At 60.7% G+C, this 19,270-nt stretch carries 16 protein-coding genes; 9 read left to right on the top strand and 7 right to left on the bottom strand.

Annotated features, from left to right (window positions below; all coding sequences use genetic code 11):
* Nucleotides 1–59: 59 nt before the first annotated feature.
* Nucleotides 60–245 (bottom strand): hypothetical protein, encoded by a 186-nt coding sequence (locus tag NK667_RS19940; RefSeq protein WP_054615825.1) that lies wholly within the window; start codon nucleotides 243–245, stop codon nucleotides 60–62.
* Here NK667_RS19940 and NK667_RS19935 point away from each other — a divergent pair.
* Nucleotides 244–1,107 (top strand): DMT family transporter, encoded by an 864-nt coding sequence (locus NK667_RS19935; protein WP_054615824.1) that lies wholly within the window; start codon nucleotides 244–246, stop codon nucleotides 1,105–1,107. The two genes, NK667_RS19940 and NK667_RS19935, sit on opposite strands and share 2 nt — an antisense overlap.
* 36 nt (nucleotides 1,108–1,143) lie before the next feature.
* Here the strand turns inward: NK667_RS19935 and NK667_RS19930 are convergent, their stop codons facing one another.
* The 4 genes from NK667_RS19930 to NK667_RS19915 form a co-directional block, all read right to left on the bottom strand.
* Entirely contained in the window at nucleotides 1,144–2,085 is a 942-nt protein-coding gene (locus NK667_RS19930; RefSeq protein WP_054615823.1) for a LysR family transcriptional regulator, read from the bottom strand.
* A 69-nt stretch (nucleotides 2,086–2,154) separates the two neighbouring features.
* Complete coding sequence (locus tag NK667_RS19925) at nucleotides 2,155–3,684, bottom strand: tripartite tricarboxylate transporter permease (protein ID WP_054615822.1); 1,530 nt, start codon at nucleotides 3,682–3,684, stop codon at nucleotides 2,155–2,157.
* Nucleotides 3,681–4,214 (bottom strand): tripartite tricarboxylate transporter TctB family protein, encoded by a 534-nt coding sequence (locus NK667_RS19920; RefSeq protein WP_054615821.1) that lies wholly within the window; start codon nucleotides 4,212–4,214, stop codon nucleotides 3,681–3,683. The genes NK667_RS19925 and NK667_RS19920 overlap by 4 nt, the downstream gene beginning before the upstream one ends.
* 52 nt (nucleotides 4,215–4,266) lie before the next feature.
* Nucleotides 4,267–5,280: a Bug family tripartite tricarboxylate transporter substrate binding protein gene (locus NK667_RS19915; protein ID WP_054049063.1), complete on the bottom strand. Its 1,014-nt coding sequence runs from the start codon at nucleotides 5,278–5,280 to the stop codon at nucleotides 4,267–4,269.
* A gap of 381 nt (nucleotides 5,281–5,661) precedes the next feature.
* Between NK667_RS19915 and NK667_RS19910 the strand changes: the two genes are divergently transcribed.
* The 7 genes from NK667_RS19910 (at nucleotide 5,662) to NK667_RS19880 (ending at nucleotide 14,057) form a co-directional block, all read left to right on the top strand.
* Nucleotides 5,662–7,005 (top strand): MFS transporter, encoded by a 1,344-nt coding sequence (locus NK667_RS19910; protein ID WP_054615820.1) that lies wholly within the window; start codon nucleotides 5,662–5,664, stop codon nucleotides 7,003–7,005.
* Nucleotides 6,998–7,954: an amidohydrolase family protein gene (locus tag NK667_RS19905; protein ID WP_054615819.1), complete on the top strand. Its 957-nt coding sequence runs from the start codon at nucleotides 6,998–7,000 to the stop codon at nucleotides 7,952–7,954. Before NK667_RS19910 ends, NK667_RS19905 begins: the two co-directional genes overlap by 8 nt.
* On the top strand, nucleotides 7,951–8,955 hold the full coding sequence (locus NK667_RS19900) for a 4-hydroxythreonine-4-phosphate dehydrogenase PdxA (RefSeq protein WP_054615818.1): 1,005 nt from the start codon (nucleotides 7,951–7,953) through the stop codon (nucleotides 8,953–8,955). Before NK667_RS19905 ends, NK667_RS19900 begins: the two co-directional genes overlap by 4 nt.
* A 461-nt stretch (nucleotides 8,956–9,416) precedes the next feature.
* Entirely contained in the window at nucleotides 9,417–10,592 is a 1,176-nt protein-coding gene (locus NK667_RS19895; RefSeq protein ID WP_007943924.1) for an L-rhamnonate dehydratase, read from the top strand.
* Between the two features lie 54 nt (nucleotides 10,593–10,646).
* On the top strand, nucleotides 10,647–11,642 hold the full coding sequence (araD1, locus tag NK667_RS19890; protein ID WP_054615817.1) for an AraD1 family protein: 996 nt from the start codon (nucleotides 10,647–10,649) through the stop codon (nucleotides 11,640–11,642).
* Nucleotides 11,643–11,798: 156 nt separating this feature from the next.
* Nucleotides 11,799–13,379, top strand: coding sequence for an aldehyde dehydrogenase (NADP(+)) (locus NK667_RS19885; protein ID WP_054615816.1), 1,581 nt, complete (start codon nucleotides 11,799–11,801; stop codon nucleotides 13,377–13,379).
* Between the two features lie 375 nt (nucleotides 13,380–13,754).
* Nucleotides 13,755–14,057 carry a hypothetical protein gene (locus NK667_RS19880; RefSeq protein ID WP_054615815.1) on the top strand — a complete coding sequence of 101 codons (303 nt, stop codon included), beginning with the start codon at nucleotides 13,755–13,757 and terminating at the stop codon, nucleotides 14,055–14,057.
* Nucleotides 14,058–14,189: 132 nt separating this feature from the next.
* Here NK667_RS19880 and NK667_RS19875 read toward each other — a convergent pair whose 3' ends face one another.
* A complete protein-coding gene (locus tag NK667_RS19875) occupies nucleotides 14,190–15,098 on the bottom strand; it encodes a DMT family transporter (protein WP_054615814.1) in 909 nt (302 codons plus the stop codon).
* Between the two features lie 230 nt (nucleotides 15,099–15,328).
* Nucleotides 15,329–16,939, bottom strand: a complete 1,611-nt coding sequence (locus NK667_RS19870) for a methyl-accepting chemotaxis protein (protein WP_413786156.1) — start codon at nucleotides 16,937–16,939, stop codon at nucleotides 15,329–15,331.
* A 429-nt stretch (nucleotides 16,940–17,368) separates the two neighbouring features.
* On the opposite strand from NK667_RS19870, the gene aceK reads away from it, so the two are divergent.
* On the top strand, nucleotides 17,369–19,090 hold the full coding sequence (gene aceK / locus NK667_RS19865) for a bifunctional isocitrate dehydrogenase kinase/phosphatase (protein ID WP_054615812.1): 1,722 nt from the start codon (nucleotides 17,369–17,371) through the stop codon (nucleotides 19,088–19,090).
* The last annotated feature ends 180 nt before the right edge of the window (nucleotides 19,091–19,270 follow it).

Genomic DNA, 19,270 nt, shown 5'->3' with positions numbered 1-19,270 from the left:
TCAGCGGTCAACGCTGGCGTCGTGCCGTGCGGGATTCAGCAGCCTGCGCAGATCAGTCATTACCCCCCTCCTGTCAGTAGCACGCCGGTGTGCGCAGTCGTATCACCGCCAGGCGTCGGCATTTCGGGCTGATCAGCTTTTTCTGCTGTTCCCTGCTCGTCTGAAAAGTCTTCGTCTGAAAAAAAACTACTGAACTTCAGCTTTGGCTGAGTTGGCTTTTTTGCCTGATGACAGGTGGTATTCATGTTTGTCCTTTCGAAAAAATCCGCGCTCGCGGCGGCGTCCACGAGCCTGTTCGTCCTGCTGTGGAGCAGCGGGGCGATCTTCTCCAAATGGGGCCTGGCCCATGCGTCACCCTTTGCCTTTCTGCTGTTTCGCTTTGTCATTGCCCTGTGCGGGTTGGTGCTGCTGGTGCCGTTGCTCAAGCTGAAACTGCCCAAGGGCGGCAAGCCGATGTTGTATGCGATGGCCACGGGTGTGGTGTTGCTGGGGGCTTATCAGATTTTCTATCTGCTGGCCCTGGACCTGAAGGTCACGCCCGGCGTCATGGCGACGATCATGGGCGTGCAGCCGATCCTCACCGTGGTGATCATGGAACGGCAGCGCTCGCTCAGCCGGATGTTCGGCCTGGCGCTGGGGCTGGCCGGGTTGATCATGGTGGTTTACCAGGGCATCGGCTTGGCCGGGATGTCGCTGGCCGGGATGCTGTTCGGGCTGCTGGCGCTGGCGAGCATGACCTTCGGTTCGATCATGCAGAAGCAAATCACCGACAATCCACTCGGCACGCTGCCGGTGCAGTACCTGGCCGGTTTGCTGGTCTGCGGGATCTTTGTACCGTTCCAGCCATTCCATTTTGAACACAGCGCGGGTTTTGTCGTGCCGGTGTTGTGGATGGGATTGGTGGTGTCGGTGCTGGCGACGCTGCTGCTGTATCGGTTGATTGCGCGGGGCAATCTGGTGAACGTCACCAGTTTGTTTTACCTGGTGCCAGCGGTGACGGCGGTGATGGATTATCTGATTTTCGGTAATCGACTGGCGCTGTTGAGCGTGTTGGGCATGCTGCTGATCATTGTCGGACTGGTCTTCGTCTTCCGAAAAACCGCTTGAAAACACAAAGGCCCGGAACCGAGTTCCGGGCCTTTTTTATTTGCTCAGCGCCTGTTCGGCCCGCACCGAATTCATGAACGCCTGCATGGCCGACGATTGAATTCGATGCCGCCGGGTGATCAACCCATAAGGCGGCAACCGCGCTTCAAACTTGATCGGCAACACGGCGAGCAAATCGCGCCCGGCATAGTCCTCGACCACTGAAACAGGCGTGACGCCGAGCATGTCAGTCTGCTGGATCAACGACAGCAGGGTCATGATCGAGGTGGTTTCGACGATGCTGTTGGGGATGTCGACCCGCGCATTGTGGAACACCTGATTGATGATCGCGCGCATCGGGCTTGGATGCTGTTGCAGCACCCAGGTCATGTTCTGCAACTCCGCCCAGCTCAGGTTTTTCTCTTGCGCCAGTGGATTCTGCGCGCCGGCAATTACGCACAAGGCTTCTTCGCCAAGGCTGTCGAACAGCAATTCTTCGGCCCGCGCACCGGCGGGAATCCGCCCCAAAACAATATCCAGTTGATCCTGCAACAGCGCCTGCACCAGAACGTCGCTGGTATCGACCTGGATGCTCATGGACAAGCGTGGATGGCTTTGTTTCAAGGTCGCGATGGTCCGGGTCAACAGCCCCGAGGCCAGCGCCGGGATCGCGCCGACCGCGACCCGGCCGAGGTTGCCGGATTCCAGCGCGACCAATTCTTCGCGCATGCCGCTGAGTTCGGCAAACACCATGCGTGCGTAATAGATGACGGTTTCCCCGAACGGGGTGGAGCGCATGCCCCGAGGCAGGCGTTCGAAGAGCTCGACGCCGAGCAAATCCTCGGCTTCGTGCAGCATCTTGGTCGCCGCCGGTTGGGTCATGCCGATGTGATCGGCGGCACGGCGCAACGAGCCGAATTCCTGCAACGCCAGCATCAGCCGCAGTTGGCGCAGACGCAGTCGACTGTGGATCACGTTAGCTTCTGGAATTCGGGTCATGGGCCGTGCTCGTAAAAAAGACTGCGGCAAGCCTGACAACAAATGTCAGGCGTTGCCAGCATTGCTGTGTCACAGCACCGATTTGGTTTTGCTGACCGGTGGTTTGCGCAGGCCCGTCAGCGCCCCCAGCACTTTGGAAATCAACGGCCAGAACAGCATCAGCAGGGCCGCCGTGGTCAGGCTGCCCACCAGCCCATTGGACCAGAAAATCCCCAGGTGCCCGTCGGAGAACAGCATCGATTGGCGGAACGCATCTTCAGCTTTGTCGCCCAACACAGCAGCGAGCACCAGCGGTGCAATCGGGTAGCCGAGTTTCTTGAACAAATAACCTAGCGCGCCGAAGCCGAGCATCAGCACCACGTCGAAGAACGAGTTGTGCACCGAGTAAGCACCGATGGCGCAGACCATGATGATGATCGGCGCAATGATCGAGAACGGAATGCGCAGGATCGAAGCGAACAACGGCACGGTGGCCAACACCACGATCAGGCTCACCACGTTACCGAGGTACATGCTGGCGATCAGGCCCCAAACAAAATCATGCTGCTCGACGAACAACGTCGGGCCAGGGTGCAGGCCCCAGATCATCAAGCCACCGAGCATCACTGCAGCGGTCGCCGAGCCTGGAATGCCCAGGGTCAGCATCGGCAGCAGGGCGCTGGTGCCAGCGGCGTGGTCGGCGGTTTCCGGGGCAATCACGCCTTCGAGTTCGCCCTTGCCGAAGTTATCGCGGTTCTTCGAGAAACGCCGGGCCAGGCTGTAGCTTATGAACGAGGCGGCGGTTGGGCCGCCGGGGGTAATGCCCATCCAGCAACCGACCAGCGTGCTGCGCACAATCGTCCACCAGTAACGCGGTAACTTGGCCCAGGTGCGCAGGATGATCATCGGCGTGATCCGCGCATGCTCGCCGCGAAACACCAGTCCTTCTTCGACGGTGCAAAGGATTTCGCCGATGCCGAACAAGCCGATTACCGCCACTTCGAAGCTGATGCCGGTCATCAAAACCGGTTGATCGAAGGTCAGGCGCAGGTTGCCGGACACGGTGTCCATGCCGACGGCGGCCATGGCGAAACCGATCATCATCGCCACCACGGTTTTCAGCGGCGGGTTCTTGCTCATGCCGATGAAGGTGCAGAACGCCAACAGGTACACCGCAAAGAACTCCGGCGAACTGAATGACATGGCGAACGCCGCGATGCGGGTCGACAGAAACGTCAGCAACAACACCCCGGCCAGCGCGCCGATCAGCGCCGAGCTGAAGGCGGCGGTCAGTGCTTCGGCGGCGCGACCTTCGCGGGCCATCGGGTAGCCGTCGAACGTGGTCGCCACCGATGAGGGCTCACCGGGGATATTAAACAGGATCGAGGTGATCGAGCCGCCGAACAGCGCGCCCCAATACATGCACGACAACAGGATGATCGCCGAGACTGGCGACATGGTGAAGGTCAGCGGCAACAGCAATGCCACGCCATTCGGGGCGCCGAGGCCGGGCAATACGCCGACCAGAATGCCCAGCAGCACGCCGATCACCATCAGGCCGATGTGGCCCGGGGTCAGGATCAGGTTCATGCCTTGCAGCAGGGAATCGAACTCGCTCATTTGAAATTTCTCCCGGCCAGGGCAATCCAGTCGCCCATCGGGCCGGCATCCAGCGGGACCTTGAACCACAGCGCGAAGATCAGGTAACTGGCGAGCACTGCACCGAGTGACACCGTGCCGATCATCCATTTGCCATACGGTTTGACCCGCACCTTGTCGCGCCACATGAACCAGGCGATGAAACAGGCCGAGGCCACATAGATACCGGTGAACGGCATCGCGCCGACGAACAGCGCAATCGGGATGAACACCGACAACACTTGCTTGAACGCACTACGGCTGACAAACGCAATGCTCAGGGCTTGCCAGCGCACCACGGTCAGTACGCCGTTGGCCACGCTGGCGGCGCTCAGCATCAGGCCGATGTAGAAGGGAAAGTAACCCGGCTCGGGGCCGGAATCGCCCCAGCCGATACCTTGTTCGATGCTGCCGAACATCACCACCGCGCCGATCAGCGCGGTGAAGAGTGCCAGGCCGAGCTCGACCCAGCGGGTGCCGACCAGCGCCGGTGAATCCGAAGAATGGGACATGAAAGCACCTCCAGAGGTGACGGCCGTGCGCAGGCGGGCGGCCGTGGACAACTCAGTTTTTCAGCCAGCCGGCTTCTTTGAAGACCGGCGTGACCCGGGCTGTGTCCTTTTCAATGTAGGCGGTCAGCGGCTCGCCTTCGAGGAAGGTCGGCACCAGCGCGTTCTGTTTGACGTAGGCCTTGAACTCCGGGGTCTCGGTGACTTTGCGCATCAGGTCGACATAGAACGCCCGTTGTTCGGCGGTGACGTCGCCGGGCATGAACACGGTGCGCGGGAAGCGGTACTGATCGATCCCCAGGCCCTGTTCGTGGCACGTCGGAACGTCGGCCCAGGATTTGTCGCCGGCAACCTTCTCGGTGTAGGCCATGCGTTCCTTGCTGAATACGCAGAGGGGTTCGACCTGGTCGCCGCGCCATTGACTGATGCTTTCGCTGGGGTTGTTGACGTTGGCGGCGATGTGTTTGCCGGCCAGTTGGGTCGCGGCTTCGCTGCCGCTCTTGAACGGGATGTACACCAGTTTGCTATTTGTGGTCTGGTTCAGCAGCAAGGTCAGGGTCTGATCGACATCCTTGGACTGACTGCCGCCCATGCGCAGGTTCGAAGGGTCAGCCTTGACCGCTTCGTAGAAGCCTTTGGCATCCTTCCACGGCGCGTCTTTGTAGCTCCAGAGAATGAAGTCATCTTCGGCCAGGGCTGCGACAGGGGTCAGTTCCTGCCATTGGTAGCCGAGCTTGGACACCAGCGGCAACAGGTAGATGTTGTTAGTGCCGATCACCAGTTTTTCCGGATCGCCCTTGTTCATTTTCAGGTCGAGGAAGGCTTCGGCGCCATTGCCGCCGCCCTTGTTGAGGACGATGGTGTTCACCTCGAGGAACTTGTGTGTGGTGATGATCGACTGGATCAGCCGGCCGAGTTGATCGGTACCGCCACCGGGGCCGCCGGCCACGACGATTTCGACATTCTTGTCCGGTTGCCAGGCGTGAGCGAGAGCGGGAAGGGCGCCGGCGGCGACCAGCGTGCAGCCAAGAAACAGACGGGATGTGCGACGGACGAATGCATTTCGCATGGAAGGGCCTCGTTTTTTTGTAGTTGTTATAAGTGGCTTGTCGATGCTTGGAAGCTGCAAGCCTGGCCTGAGTGTGTGAAGGACCGGGGCCGGCGTCTAGTCAAAACAATACATACACCGATAGCCTGGGGTTATAGGTCTGGGCGGGAAAATCGGTGATTCGCGCTGAAGGCTTTGCGCCAGAGCGGTTTGAGGGGAAAGTCGGTATAGGCGGCCTAAGCTGAAAGTGGCCTGAAAACAGGCTTTGCCATAACCCGAGGCTATCGCCGTATCTCAATCATTGATTAGACGGTTATCAGCCAGCCTTCGATAGTGCTCATCAGCGCCGCCCTGAAGCGGCAATGCGGTATCACACAAAAATAATAAATCGAGGTACGCACCATGGCTCGTCCCAGTGCTTCCCTGCATCTGCCTGGCGCAGTTGCCCAACCGATCACAGCAGCCTCGACGCCGTTGGCCGTAACCAGCAAGGCCAGCAGTGTTCGCTGGAGGATCTTCGCGATCATCTTCGCGTTGACCATGGTTAATCTGATCGACCGGGTCTCGCTGTCGATTGCGATGCCGACCATTGCCCACGAGTTTTCGCTCTTGCCAAGCATGCAAGGGCTGATCCTCAGCAGCTTCTTCTGGGCGTATGCGTTGTTGCAGATTCCGGGCGGCTGGATGATCGATCGTTTCGGGCCGCACCGGGTGATCAGCTGGTCCACCGGGTTGTGGGGCACGTTCCAGGTCATCGCCGCATTCGCTACGGGCGGCTTGTCGTTGCTGTTTGCCCGTGTCGCGCTTGGTGCAGCGGAAGCGCCGTTGTTCCCTTCGGGCGGCAAGCTGATTTCCCTGTGGCTGGCACCGAGCGAGCGCAGTCGCGGTGCGGTGCTGATGGACAGTGGCAGCCCGTTGGGCGTGGCGTTGGGCGGGTTGATCATTGCTTACCTGATTGCTTCGCTGGATTCGTGGCGCCTGGCGTTTGTGATCGCCGGCATCGCGACACTGGTACTGGCCTGGCTGGCTCGGCGTTATCTGCGCGATGACCCGGCGACTCACCCGCAGGTGAATGCCGAGGAACTCGAGAAAATCAACGCAGGCCGCGCAACCCCGGCTGCCGAAGCGGCGCGGGTGCCGGTCAAAGGGCTGGGCATTGCTGCCCGTTCGCTGAGTGGTTTGCTGATCGGTCGCGCCAGTTGGGCGATGGTGTATTTCGGGCTGCTGACCTGGGGACCGAGTTATCTGGCGCAGGCCCGCGGGTTTGATATCAAAGGCATAGGCGCAGCGACGTTTGTGATCTTCGTGTGCGGCGCGTTGGGTTCGTTGACTGGCGGTTTCCTCTGCGACGGGCTGATCCGCAAAGGCGTCAGCCGTGGCGTGGCGGTCAAGAGCCTGCTGGCGTTTTCCGGTTTGGTGGCCCTCGGCGCGTTCCTGCTGTTGCCAACCCTGAGCAATCCTTTTGCGGCCGTGGCGTTGTTGGCCATGACCGCGTTTTTTCTTATGTGGGGCAGCCTCTACTGGAGCTTCCCGGCGTTGCTGGCGGCGCCGGCGCGGGTCGGGTTGATCGGCGGCGTGATGAACATGGCCGGCAGTACCGGCGGGATCGCGGTGCCGATTCTGGTGGGCGTCATCCTGCAAATGGCCGGTGGTTTTGCGCCGGTGCTGGGGTTCTTTGCGGTGTGCTCGGCGATCTTCGTTTTGGCCACGTTGTTCATCAGTCTGGATGAGGTGCGTTATGGGTGAGCATTGGAACGGCCCGATCATCGACGCCCATCATCACTTTTGGGACCCGTCGATCAATGATCATCCGTGGCTGGCGCCGGAGGCCAATATTCCGTTTCGCTACGGTGACTACAGCGCGATCAAGCGTCGCTATTTTCCCGAAGATTATTTCGCCGATGCAGGCGCTCACAACGTCGTACAAACGGTGTACATCGAGACCGAATGGAACCCGCAGGACCCGATTGGCGAAACCCGTTTCATCGAAGGCTTGGCCGCTCGTTATGGCGTGCCCAACGCGATTGTTGCGCAAGCCTGGCTCGATCACCCGGACGCCATCGCGGTGCTCAGCGAGCAAGCGAGTTTCAAGTGCGTGCGCAGCGTTCGCCACAAACCCGGTGGCCCGACCGCGCCGTCGCAGGTTGGCCATGTGCGCAGCCTGATGAGCGACGAACACTGGCGCCGCAGTTACGCCGCGCTGCAGGGGCTGGGTCTGCATTTCGACTTGCAAACACCTTGGTGGAACCTGCATGAGGCCGAACGCCTGGCCCGGGATTTTCCCGGCACCACGCTGATTCTCAACCACGCCGGTTTGCCCAGCGATCGCAGTGCCGAAGGCCTGGCCGGTTGGCGCCTGGCGATGGCGCGGCTGGCCCAGTGGCCGAACGTGCAGGTGAAGATTTCCGGCCTAGGCCAGGGTGGTCAGGCGTGGCGCGCTAAAGACAATGCGTGGATCGTGCGCGAAGTGATTGCGATGTTCGGCAGCGAGCGGGCGATGTTCGCCAGCAACTTTCCGGTGGACAGTTTGTGCGGCTCGTTCGACGCCATTTACAGCGGTTTCAAATCCATCGTTGCTGACCGGCCACGCGCCGATCAGGAGCGACTTTTCTACAGCAACGCGCAGCGGGTTTATCGCTGCGAACCTTGCGCCATCGACCGGACATGGCCTGACGCCTTGAGGAGTGAAGCATGAACAAAACCACCATCGCCATGGTCCTGGGGGACCCGGCGGGCATCGGCCCGGAACTGATCGCACGCCTGCTCGGCGAGCCTGCTGTACGCAGTCAGGCGAACGTGATCCTGATTGCCGACGAGGCTGAAATGCAGCGCGGCATGCGCATTGCCGGCGTGACCTTTCCTTATCGGCGCGTGGAGTCGCTGGAGTCGCTGTCGTTCGTCGATGACACGCCGCTGTTCTACGATTTTCGCGGCGACACCCTCGGTGAATTTCCGCGCAGTGAGGCCAGTGTGATTGGCGGTCGCTACAGCCTCGACACCCTGGAAAAAGCCCTGCGCCTGACCGAGGCCGGCACCACCAATGCGGTGCTGTTCGGGCCGTTGAACAAGACCTCGCTGCACATGGCCGGCATGGCGCACAACGATGAGCTGCACTGGTTCGCCGAGTTGCTGGACTTCCACGGTCCGTTCTGCGAATTCAACGTGCTCGACAATCTCTGGACATCGCGAGTGACCTCCCACGTGGCCCTGGCCGAAGTGCCGGGGATGCTCAGCCAGGCACGGGTGGTGGAAGCGATTCAATTGATCGATACCGCCCTCAAGCGTAACGGCCTGGAAAAACCGCGCATCGGCGTGTGCGGCTTGAACCCGCATAACGGCGACAACGGCTCGTTCGGTCGTGAAGAACTGGACATCATTGGTCCTGCGGTGCGTTCGGCCCAGGCGTTGGGGATTGCGGCTGAAGGGCCGTATCCGGGGGACACGATTTTCCTCAAGGTCCAGGGCGATGCGAGTGCCTTCGACGCGGTAGTGACGATGTACCACGACCAGGGGCAGATCGCGATCAAGTTGATGGGCTTCTCCCGTGGCGTGACGGTGCAGGGCGGCTTGCCGATCCCGATCACCACCCCGGCCCACGGCACCGCGTTTGACATCGCGGGGCAGGGCAAGGCGAACGTCGGCGCGATCCGCCAGGCATTCGAGATTGCCTGCCGGATGGGCACCAACAACTACTGAAAACCACGCAATCCCCCCACCCCCTGTGGGAGCGGGCTTGCTCGCGAATGCGGTGGGTCAGGCGGCATCAATGTCGACTGACACGGCCTCTTCGCGAGCAAGCCCGCTCCCACAGGGTTTTGCATTGATCACACAATCAAGCAACACCACCAGCCTCCAATGTGGGAGCGGGCTTGCTCGCGAATGCGGTGAGTCAGGCGACATCAATGTCGACTGATACGGCCCTTTCGCGAGCAAGCCCGCTCCCACATTTTTTTTGTGTGAGGGCTGATAACCCGATCTACCGGATAACCGCTTGCTGCGATCACCCCAGGTTATCGCCGGATACGCATAAGTGATTATCCGCCACCCCCAAGCGCTGGCTAAAGTCGGCCCATCGAATGACCAGAACCGGCCGCCCGAGCGGTTCTGCGCAGCGACTCAACAACTACAAAAAGCCGGCAGCGCAAGGAACTGTATTCATGAAAATCAAAGCAATCCGTACCCGCGTTTTCGAGTGGAAAGGCAAAGTCGTCCCACCGCAAGCGCACTTCTGCACCAACGCCAGCGACATCCTGTTCGAGCGCGGCGATGCCATGGGCTCGTTCCGTTTCCACGGCTGGCTGGTGGTTGAAGTCGAGACCGACACCGGTCTTGTCGGCATCGGTAACTGCGCCCTGGCGCCGCGTGTGGCCAAGGAAATCATCGACACCTACCTGGCGCCGATCGCCATCGGCGAAGACCCGTTCGACAACGAATATATTTGGCAGAAGATGTACCGCCAGAGCCACGCCTGGGGCCGCAAAGGCATCGGCATGGCGGCGATCTCGGCAATCGACATCGCGATCTGGGACATCATGGGCAAAGCCGTCAACAAGCCGGTGTTCAAACTGCTCGGTGGCCGCACCAAGGAAAAGATCTGGACCTACGCGTCCAAACTCTACGCCAACGACAACCTCGACCTGTTCCTCGAAGAAGCCCAGGGTTATCTGAACCAGGGCTTCACCGCGCTGAAAATGCGTTTCGGCTATGGCCCGAAAGACGGCCCGGCGGGTATGCGCAAGAACATCGAACAAGTGCGCGCCCTGCGTAACCTCGCCGGCCCCGACATTGACATCATGCTCGAATGCTACATGGGCTGGACCCTGGAATATGCACGCCGCATGTTGCCCAAACTCGCTGAATTCGAACCGCGCTGGCTGGAAGAACCGGTGATCGCCGACGACATCGAAGGCTACATCGAGCTGAAGAAAATGGGGATCATGCCGATCTCCGGCGGCGAGCATGAGTTCACCTCTTACGGCTTCAAAGACCTGCTGGAACGTCGCGCCGTGGACGTGATCCAGTACGACACCAACCGCGTCGGCGGCATCACCGCGGCGCGCAAGATCAACGCTATGGCCGAAGCCTGGTCGGTACCGGTCATCCCTCACGCCGGGCAGATGCACAACTATCACCTGACCATGTCCACCACCGCCTCGCCGATGGCCGAGTTCTTCCCGGTGTTCGACGTCGAAGTCGGCAACGAACTCTTCTACTACGTGTTCAAGGGCGAGCCGCAACCGGTCAACGGCTACATCCAACTCGACGACAACACGCCGGGTCTGGGACTGGAAATCTCCGATGAGTACTTGAGCGACTTCAACATCATCGAGTGATCTTTCAAGCGCCGCAGTCAGCGGCGCTATCCACGATTTTCTGGAGGGCCGGACATGCGCCTGATTCAATTTGAAAACACAGCCGGCGAACGCCAGGTCGGCCTCGTCGAGGGTTCACAGGTCCAGGTGCTGAACGGTACCCGCAGCACCCGTGAACTGGCGCTCGCCGCGATTCGCGGGCAACGCAGCCTGCAAGATGAAGTCAGCTGGCGCGGCACCGAGCCGGGCCCGGATTACCTGCAACTGCTGCAACAGGGGCGGGTGTTGCCGCCGCTGGACCACGAAGACCCGGCGCATTGCCTGATCAGCGGCACCGGCCTGACCCATTTGGGCAGCGCCTCGGCCCGGGACAAAATGCATCAGCAGGACGGCGCCATTGAAGCCGGCATGACCGACACCATGCGCATTTTCAAGTGGGGCCTGGAGGGTGGCAAACCGTTGGCAGGGCAGGTCGGTGCTCAGCCGGAATGGTTCTATAAAGGTGACGGCAATATCGTCGTGCGCCCTGGCGCAGATTTTCCGGTGCCACCGTTTGCCGAAGACGCCGGCGAAGAACCGGAGCTGACTGGCCTGTATGTGATCGGCGACGACGGCCAGCCGTATCGCCTCGGTTATGCGCTGGGCAACGAGTTCTCTGACCATGTGATGGAGCGGCGCAATTACCTATACCTCGCGCACTCCAAACTGCGCTTCTGCGCCTACGGCCCGGAGCTACGCGTCGGTGAACTGCCCAAGCACCTGGCCGGCACCAGCCGCATCGTGCGCAACGGCGAAACCCTTTGGGAAAAAGAATTTCTCAGCGGCGAAGACAACATGTGCCACAGCCTCGCCAACCTCGAATTCCACCACTTCAAATACGCACAGTTTCTGCGTCCCGGCGATGTCCACGTGCACTACTTCGGCACCGCCACGCTGTCGTTTGCCGACGGCGTCAAAACCCAGCCCGGCGACCGCTTCCAGATCAGCCTCGCCGAGTTCGGCGCCCCCTTGGAAAACGGCATCGGCGAAAGCGCCCAGCCGCTGGCCATCGGACAGGTTCGAGCGCTTTGAGCCCGAAACACCCAGCCGAACTCAAATATTGAACCGCATGAAAATCGGCTCCCTTTCCCCCTCTCCCCCCTGGGGAGAGGGCTGGGGTGAGGGGTGGATCTTAAATCCTCCAACATCTTCAACCACTGGCGCAGTCAGCCGGTGAAGGAACCCCCAATGACCACGCTACTCGGACACAACTACATCGGCCCCCACCGCAGCGCCAACGGCACCGTGCAACTGCAAAGCCTCGACGCCACCACCGGCGAACCACTGCCGGGCACCTTCTTTCAGGCCACCGAAGCCGAAGTGGATGCCGCCGCCAAATCTGCCGCCTCCGCCTACCCGATCTACCGCAACCTGAGCGCAGAAAAACGTGCGACCTTCCTCGACGCCATCGCCGATGAAATCGATGGCCTGGGCGACGAGTTCGTCGCCACTGTGTGCCGCGAAACCGCATTGCCCGCCGGGCGCATCCAGGGTGAGCGCGGGCGCACCAGCGGTCAGCTGCGACTGTTCGCCAAAGTCCTGCGTCGCGGTGATTTCTATGGCGCGCGCATCGACCGCGCCTTGCCCGAGCGCCAGCCCTTGCCGCGCCCGGACCTGCGTCAGTACCAGATCGCGCTCGGGCCAGTCGCCGTGTTTGGCGCCAGCAACTTTCCACTCGCATTTTCCACGGCGGGCGGCGATACCGCGTCGGCACTGGCCGCCGGGTGCCCGGTGGTGTTCAAGGCTCACAGCGGCCATATGGCAACCGCCGAATGGGTGGCGGACGCGATCCTGCGCGCCGCCGAGCGCACCGGCATGCCGGCCGGAGTGTTCAACATGATTTATGGCGGGGGTGTCGGCGAATGGCTGGTCAAGCACCCGGCGATCCAGGCGGTGGGCTTCACCGGTTCGCTCAAGGGCGGCAATGCCCTGAGCCACATGGCCGCGACCCGGCCGCAGCCGATCCCGGTATTTGCCGAGATGTCGAGCATCAACCCGGTGTTCCTGCTGCCCGAGGCACTGGCGGTGCGTGGCGAGCAGATTGCCGCGCAACTGGCGGGTTCGGTCACGCTGGGGTGTGGCCAGTTCTGCACCAATCCTGGCCTGGTGATCGGCCTGCGCTCGCCGCAGTTCAGCGCGTTCCTGCAGCAGTTTTGCGCGCATATGAATGAGCAACCGGCACAAACCATGCTCAATGCCGGCGCGTTGATCAGCTATGGCCTGGGCCTCGGCGCGTTGCACGAGCATCCGGGGCTGACGCACCTGGCGGGCCAACCGCAGCAGGGCGGACAGGCTCAGCCGCAAGTGTTCAAGGCTGATGTCAGCCTGTTGCTCAAGGGTGATGAGCTGCTTCAGGAAGAAGTCTTCGGCCCGACCACCATCGTCATCGAAGTCGAGGATCAGGCGCAGTTGGCGGCAGCGCTACAGGGCTTGCGCGGACAGCTCACAGCGACGTTGATTGGCGAGGCGGACGAACTTCTGGAGTACCGCTGGTTGGCGGAAATGCTTCAGGAAAAAGTCGGTCGGATTCTGCTCAATGGCTATCCGACCGGCGTGGAGGTTTGCGACGCGATGGTGCATGGCGGGCCGTATCCGGCGACGTCGGATTCGCGCGGAACCTCGGTCGGGACACTGGCGATCAATCGTTTCCTGCGGCCGGTGTGTTTCCAGAATTATCCGGACGCGCTGCTGCCCGAGGCGCTGCAGAACGCTAATCCGTTGGGGATTCGCCGGTTGGTGGACGGGGAGATAAGTGCGCAGGCGTTGTAGTCCTTGGCGGCGTTTGTGCGGGAGGGAAAGAGCGCTCCTACAGCGGGTGTGGGGGATGACGCGGCAGCGTACAACTTTCCAAGACGTTTCCTACGACGTACCCTGTTGCCGCGTTTCGGTATCGACCTCTATAGTTTGGGCTCGCGGAAAACACCGCGACTGACCTTGGCCGGTCGAGGAGGGACGCAACACTGTCCATAACACCCTTTCAGGCGTTTTTGTCTGAGAGGGTGTTTTTATGGCGGCTGTGCGTGGGACACCTGCGGGTGTGCCGGTGTCCCTACCCCGGTCGGCCAACCTGCGTACAGCTGCCACCTCTTTCGCTTGGCCGCGAACGGTGGAAGCTCCAACTATCTTTTGTAGGGAATTCTACCAATGCACGACCAAATCATGCCGCGTTACCTCCCCATCGACACCTACGACGCCGACAATCCAGTCCTCTATATCAATACTCACCGAGAACTCAGCGACATCGCCGCTTGCGCGATGCACCGCTTCAGCGTGATCCGCGACCTGACCGACACCCTGACCAGCCTCAACCTTACCGGCATTTCCGACTGCGACCTGACCCGTGTCACCAGCGCCGTCCACCTGCTGGCGCGCGAAGGCTGCGCGATGCTCAATGTGGTCCAGGCCCGGGCGCGGCAGCGCGAAGACGGCTACAAAGCGACGGTATAACGACAAACACAAAAACCTGTGGGAGCGGGCTTGCTCGCGAAAGCGGTGTGTCAGTCAATATTAATGTCGACTGACACGGCCTCTTCGCGAGCAAGCCCGCTCCCACAGGGTTATCACTTGGCTACAGATCGATTACGGCTTGGCCAGCTCTGGCACCTTCACCGCCGCTGGCTTCAACACCAGCCACAACGCCGCCGCAATCAACACCCCGCCATAGATGTGCGCCATCGACAACGGCTCATCCAGCAGCAACGCGCCCCACAACACGCCGAACGGCGGGATCATGAAGGTCACGGTCATCGACTTCACCGGGCCGATCGAGCTGAGCAGGCGGAAGTAAACGATGTAGGCAAACGCGGTGCACACCAGGCCCAGACCCAGCAGCGACAACCAGACACTCCAGCCGCCCCAGCTCGCCGGTGGATTGCTGATCACGCTGTAGCCGAACAGTGGCAACAGGAACAAGGTCGCGCCGAGCATGCTGCCCAGCGCCGACAAACGACTGTCGAGACCACCGGCATGATCGAGCCAGCGGCGGGCGAGGAATCCGGCGAAGCCGTAGCAGGTGGTCGCGAGCAGGCAGGCGAGGGCGCCCATCAGCAATTGCATGTCGAACGCCACCGGGCCGGCGCGGGTCAGTACGCCGACGCCAAACAGGCCGAGGAATACCCCGCCGAGTTTGGCGGCGGTGAGTTTTTCATGGAAGAACAGCCCGCCGATCAGCACGCCCATCAACGGCGTGGTGGCGTTGAAGATCGCCGAGTATCCGGCCGGCAGCACTTGCGCGGCTACGGAATACAGGGTCGCCGGGATTCCGGAGTTGATCACCCCGAGCAGCATCACGGTCTTGAGTTTGCCTTTGAAATCCCAGCTGATGCGCATCAGCCCGAGGATCACCAGCAAGCCGACAGCGGCAATCGATACCCGGAAAAACGCCGTGGGAATGGTCCCGATCACCGGGGCGATCACGCGCATAAACAGGAAACTCGCGCCCCAGATCGCCGCCAGCGACAGTAAACGGAAAATATCGACAGGGCTCACGGTGCACTCCTTCCTTTATGGGGACGGAAGTGTTGCCGAGAGCCCTGAGGATCGCAACCGTAAATCGGGCATTAAATTTCTGTGGCGCGCGAGCTTGCCTGGGATGGGGAGCTTATTTGTGGCGAGCGAGCTTGCTCGCGCCGGGCTGCGCAGCGGCCCCACTATTTTGTGAGCGCTGCGCACTCAAGCGGGAGCAAGCTCCCTCGCCACAGGTGAATGCCTACACAGGTTTAAATAATGAAGCGCGTCACCAGCCCATTCAGGTCCACAGCCAAGCGCGACAGTTCCTGGCTGGCGGCGGAGGTCTGGGTGGCGCCGGCGGCGGTTTGGGTCGAGAGGTCGCGGATGTTCACCAGATTTTGATCGACCTCACGCGCCACCAGCGCTTGCTGTTCGGCAGCACTGGCGATCACCAGGTTGCGCTGGTTAATTTGCGAGATCGATGCAGTGATTTTTTCCAGCGCATGCCCGGCGCTGTTGGCCCGGCGCAAGGTCTGGCTGGCTTGCTCGGCGCTGCTTTGCAACGCGCTGACCGTAGCCCCGGTGCCGTGCTGGATATTGCTGATCATCAACTCGATTTCTTCGGTGGAATTCTGCGTGCGTTGAGCCAGCGAACGCACCTCGTCGGCCACCACGGCAAACCCGCGCCCGGCCTCACCGGCACGGGCCGCTTCGATGGCGGCGTTGAGTGCCAGCAGGTTGGTTTGCCCGGCAATCCCGCGAATCACTTCCAGCACCTTGCTGATGTCCTGGGCCTGAGTTGCCAGGCCTTCAGCCTGTTGCGAGGCGCCGAGCACTTCGCTCACCAGCCCTTGAATCGAAGTAATGGTTTCGCTGACTTGAACATGCCCGTGTTTGCTGTCCTCGTTCGACGCCTGGGACGCTTCGGCGCTGGACACCGCATTCGCGGCCACTTCATCCACCGCCGTGCTCATCTCGGTAACGGCAGTCGCGGCCTGTTCGATCTGATCATTCTGCTGTTGCAGGCCACGGGTGCTTTCTTCCATCACCGAACTCATTTCCTCGGCCGCGGAAGCGAGCTGCTGCGCCGAGTCGCTGATGCCACGAATGGTCGTGCGCAAATTGCTTTGCATGTCGGCCAAGGCATCGAGCAGGTGTGCCGCTTCGTCGTCGCCCTCGCTCAGCACTTTACCGCTCAAGTCACCCGAAGCGATCCGCCGGGCCACGTTCAGGGCCTGATTGATCGGCGTGGTGATACTGCGCGTCAGCAGCCATGCCAACAGCAGGGTGGCGAGCAGGGCTGTGACGATGATCGTGCCGACAATCCACTGCGCCCGCTGATACATCCGCGCGGCATCGTCGGACGCTGCATCGGCGCCTTGCTGGTTGAAACTGATCATGCTCTCCAATGTCTTGTCCAGCACGCCACCCTGAGGTGCCAGTTCCGTATTGAGGCGGGCGTAGGCCTGCTCCGACTGGCCGGCGTCGATCTGGGCGATGATCTGGTCGAGAATCGCCATGTACTTGGCCACGTCCGCGTTCAGGCTGGCGAGCATGGCCCGTTCCTGGTCACTGGAGATCAATGTCTTGTGATCGTTCAGGCGCTTGAGCAATTCCTGACGCTGGTTGATGAGGATGCCTTTGCTCTTTTCCCGCACGGCCGGTTGGCTGTTGGCGATCAACCGCAGGGATTCCAGGCGAATGGTCGCAATGTTGGCCGCGCTGTCATGAATGCTTTCGATGCTCGGCATCCACGACTCCTCAATCACTGTGGCGCTTTGGCGAAGGGTCGCCATTTGCACCAGACCGAACAGACCAACCACTACCAGCAGACTGGCCAAAACGGCAAAACTCAGACCGGCACGCAAACCTATACGCATGTTTCTGATAGACATCGAATGTGCTCCTTGGGCGTTTTGGGAGGGAGCCCTCGTGGACCGAGGATCTTGTTTTTAGGCGGGTGATGGCGGGCTATATATCAAAGTGCCATCATTTTGGTAAGACCAATCTTGGAGGCTCTGTTCCGGGCGATGCAGGGCAGAAGAAGCCAAAACGCTAATTCAGAAGGTTATTTCGCAAGGCTGTTTGCGTGCGTAACGCAGAGGATTGGGGGTGTTCAGCGGAATCGATTAAGCGCGGTCGGTATGACCGAATGGAGTGTTTATTGACCAATCGGTCGATTAAAAAACCTGAAAAAAATCCAGCATGAGGTTCGCTCGACTCTCGACATCAATGGCAAAAATTACGCTTCTCCTGCACCCGGTTCACTGGCTAAGCTCAGGCTTCCGCACTTTCGCAGAGGTCTCACCATGCCGCAGCAATGGCCCGCCGCCGATATCGCCCGATTGATCCTCGATGGCTTTGATGACTACCGCGAGCATTTCCGGCAGATCACCGACGGTGCCCGGGCCCGTTTCGAGCAGGCCCAGTGGCAGGAGACGCAATCGGCGTCGGCAGCGCGGATCAATCTGTACGAAGAAAAAGTCGGCGAAACGGTCGAGCGGCTGCGGGGCGCCTTCGAGACCGATACGCTGATGGATGTGAGCTGCTGGCCGCTGGTCAAGAGCGCCTACATCACGTTGATCGACCTGCGTTTCGACGATGAGCTGTCCGAGACCTGGTACAACTCGATCTTCTGCGGGCTGTTCAGCCACGACCTGATCAGCGACGGCTGCATGTTCATCCACACCACCCGGCCGAGCCTGCGCCGGGCCCGGGCCGCGCAAACCCGCACCTACAAGCCCCAGGGACATTTGTCGGAAATGTTGGCGAGTATCTTTGCCGACTACCGCTTCAGCGAGGATTACGCCGACCTGTCCGGCGACCTGCGCCGCCTCGAAGCGCAACTGCGCGAGAACCTGCCGGACTGGGTCTGCAAGGATCCGGAACTGTCCGTCGAACTGTTCTCCTCGGTGCTTTACCGCAACAAGGGCGCGTATCTGGTCGGACGGATTTACACCCAGGACGAACAATGGCCGCTGGTGATTCCGTTGCTGCACCGCGAAGGGCGCGGCATCCAGATCGACGCGCTGATCACCGATGAGGCAGACGTGTCGATCATCTTCTCGTTCACACGCTCGTATTTCATGGTGGATGTGCCGGTGCCGGCGGAGTTCATCGGCTTCCTCAAGCGCATCCTGCCGGGCAAGCACATCGCCGAGCTGTACACCTCGATCGGTTTCTACAAACACGGCAAGTCCGAGTTCTACCGGGCGCTGATCAACCACCTGGCCAACACCGACGACCAGTTCATCATGGCCCCCGGTGTGCGCGGCATGGTCATGAGCGTGTTCACCCTGCCGGGGTTCAACACCGTATTCAAAATCATCAAGGACCGCTTCTCGCCGTCAAAAAACGTCGACCGCGCCACGGTGATCGAGAAGTACCGCCTGGTGAAAAGCGTCGACCGCGTCGGGCGCATGGCCGATACCCAGGAATTCGCCGACTTCCGTTTCCCGCTGAGCAAGTTCGAACCGGCGTGCCTGGAAGAATTGCTCGACGTGGCGGCGTCCACGGTGTCTGTGGAGGGCGACACGGTGCTGATCCGTCACTGCTGGACCGAACGGCGCATGACCCCGCTGAACCTGTACCTGGAACACGCCAACGACGCTCAAGTCCGCGAGGCGCTGGAGGATTACGGCTTGGCGATCAAACAACTGGCGGCGGCGAACATCTTTCCCGGCGACATGCTGCTGAAAAACTTCGGCGTCACCCGGCACGGGCGTGTGGTGTTTTATGACTACGACGAGATTTGCTTTTTGACTGAGGCAAATTTCCGGCATATCCCGCAACCGCGCACGCCGGAGGATGAGATGGCGTCCGAGCCGTGGTACTCGATCGGGCCGCTGGATGTGTTTCCCGAGGAGTTTCCGCCGTTTTTGTTCGCCGATTCCGGGCAGCGCAAGTTGTTCGATCAGTTGCATGGCGAGCTTTATAACGCCGATTACTGGAAGAGCCTGCAAGAAGCCATTCGCGCCGGCAAAGTCATCGACGTGTTCCCCTATCGGCGCAAGGGCATGGACAACGAATAACCCAATGCCATGCCCCCTGTAGGAGCTGTCGAGTGAAACGAGGCTGCGATCTTTTGATCTTGATCTTGAAAATCAAAGTCAAAAGATCGCAGCCTCGTTTCACTCGTCAGCTCCTACAAGGGATCTCGTTCGTCCGCTAAATCTGCGACAATCGCCCCCCTGCGCCACTAGACGACTTAT

This window comes from Pseudomonas nunensis (assembly GCF_024296925.1).
Classification (GTDB): Bacteria; Pseudomonadota; Gammaproteobacteria; order Pseudomonadales; family Pseudomonadaceae; genus Aquipseudomonas; species Aquipseudomonas nunensis.
Note: the sequence above shows the minus strand (reverse complement) of the source record. Positions and strands in the feature narration are given on the sequence as shown.

What these genes read in the sequence shown, in the direction of transcription:
- NK667_RS19920 (WP_054615821.1), bottom strand. Translation starts at nt 4,214, where the DNA reads ATGTCCCATTCTTCGGATTCACCGGCGCTGGTCGGCACCCGCTGGGTC.
- araD1 (WP_054615817.1), top strand. Translation starts at nt 10,647, where the DNA reads ATGCGCCTGATTCAATTTGAAAACACAGCCGGCGAACGCCAGGTCGGC.
- NK667_RS19940 (WP_054615825.1), bottom strand. Translation starts at nt 245, where the DNA reads ATGAATACCACCTGTCATCAGGCAAAAAAGCCAACTCAGCCAAAGCTG.
- NK667_RS19895 (WP_007943924.1), top strand. Translation starts at nt 9,417, where the DNA reads ATGAAAATCAAAGCAATCCGTACCCGCGTTTTCGAGTGGAAAGGCAAA.
- NK667_RS19910 (WP_054615820.1), top strand. Translation starts at nt 5,662, where the DNA reads ATGGCTCGTCCCAGTGCTTCCCTGCATCTGCCTGGCGCAGTTGCCCAA.
- NK667_RS19885 (WP_054615816.1), top strand. Translation starts at nt 11,799, where the DNA reads ATGACCACGCTACTCGGACACAACTACATCGGCCCCCACCGCAGCGCC.
- NK667_RS19915 (WP_054049063.1), bottom strand. Translation starts at nt 5,280, where the DNA reads ATGCGAAATGCATTCGTCCGTCGCACATCCCGTCTGTTTCTTGGCTGC.
- NK667_RS19930 (WP_054615823.1), bottom strand. Translation starts at nt 2,085, where the DNA reads ATGACCCGAATTCCAGAAGCTAACGTGATCCACAGTCGACTGCGTCTG.
- NK667_RS19935 (WP_054615824.1), top strand. Translation starts at nt 244, where the DNA reads ATGTTTGTCCTTTCGAAAAAATCCGCGCTCGCGGCGGCGTCCACGAGC.
- NK667_RS19925 (WP_054615822.1), bottom strand. Translation starts at nt 3,684, where the DNA reads ATGAGCGAGTTCGATTCCCTGCTGCAAGGCATGAACCTGATCCTGACC.
- NK667_RS19880 (WP_054615815.1), top strand. Translation starts at nt 13,755, where the DNA reads ATGCACGACCAAATCATGCCGCGTTACCTCCCCATCGACACCTACGAC.
- NK667_RS19905 (WP_054615819.1), top strand. Translation starts at nt 6,998, where the DNA reads ATGGGTGAGCATTGGAACGGCCCGATCATCGACGCCCATCATCACTTT.
- aceK (WP_054615812.1), top strand. Translation starts at nt 17,369, where the DNA reads ATGCCGCAGCAATGGCCCGCCGCCGATATCGCCCGATTGATCCTCGAT.
- NK667_RS19900 (WP_054615818.1), top strand. Translation starts at nt 7,951, where the DNA reads ATGAACAAAACCACCATCGCCATGGTCCTGGGGGACCCGGCGGGCATC.
- NK667_RS19870 (WP_413786156.1), bottom strand. Translation starts at nt 16,939, where the DNA reads ATGCGTATAGGTTTGCGTGCCGGTCTGAGTTTTGCCGTTTTGGCCAGT.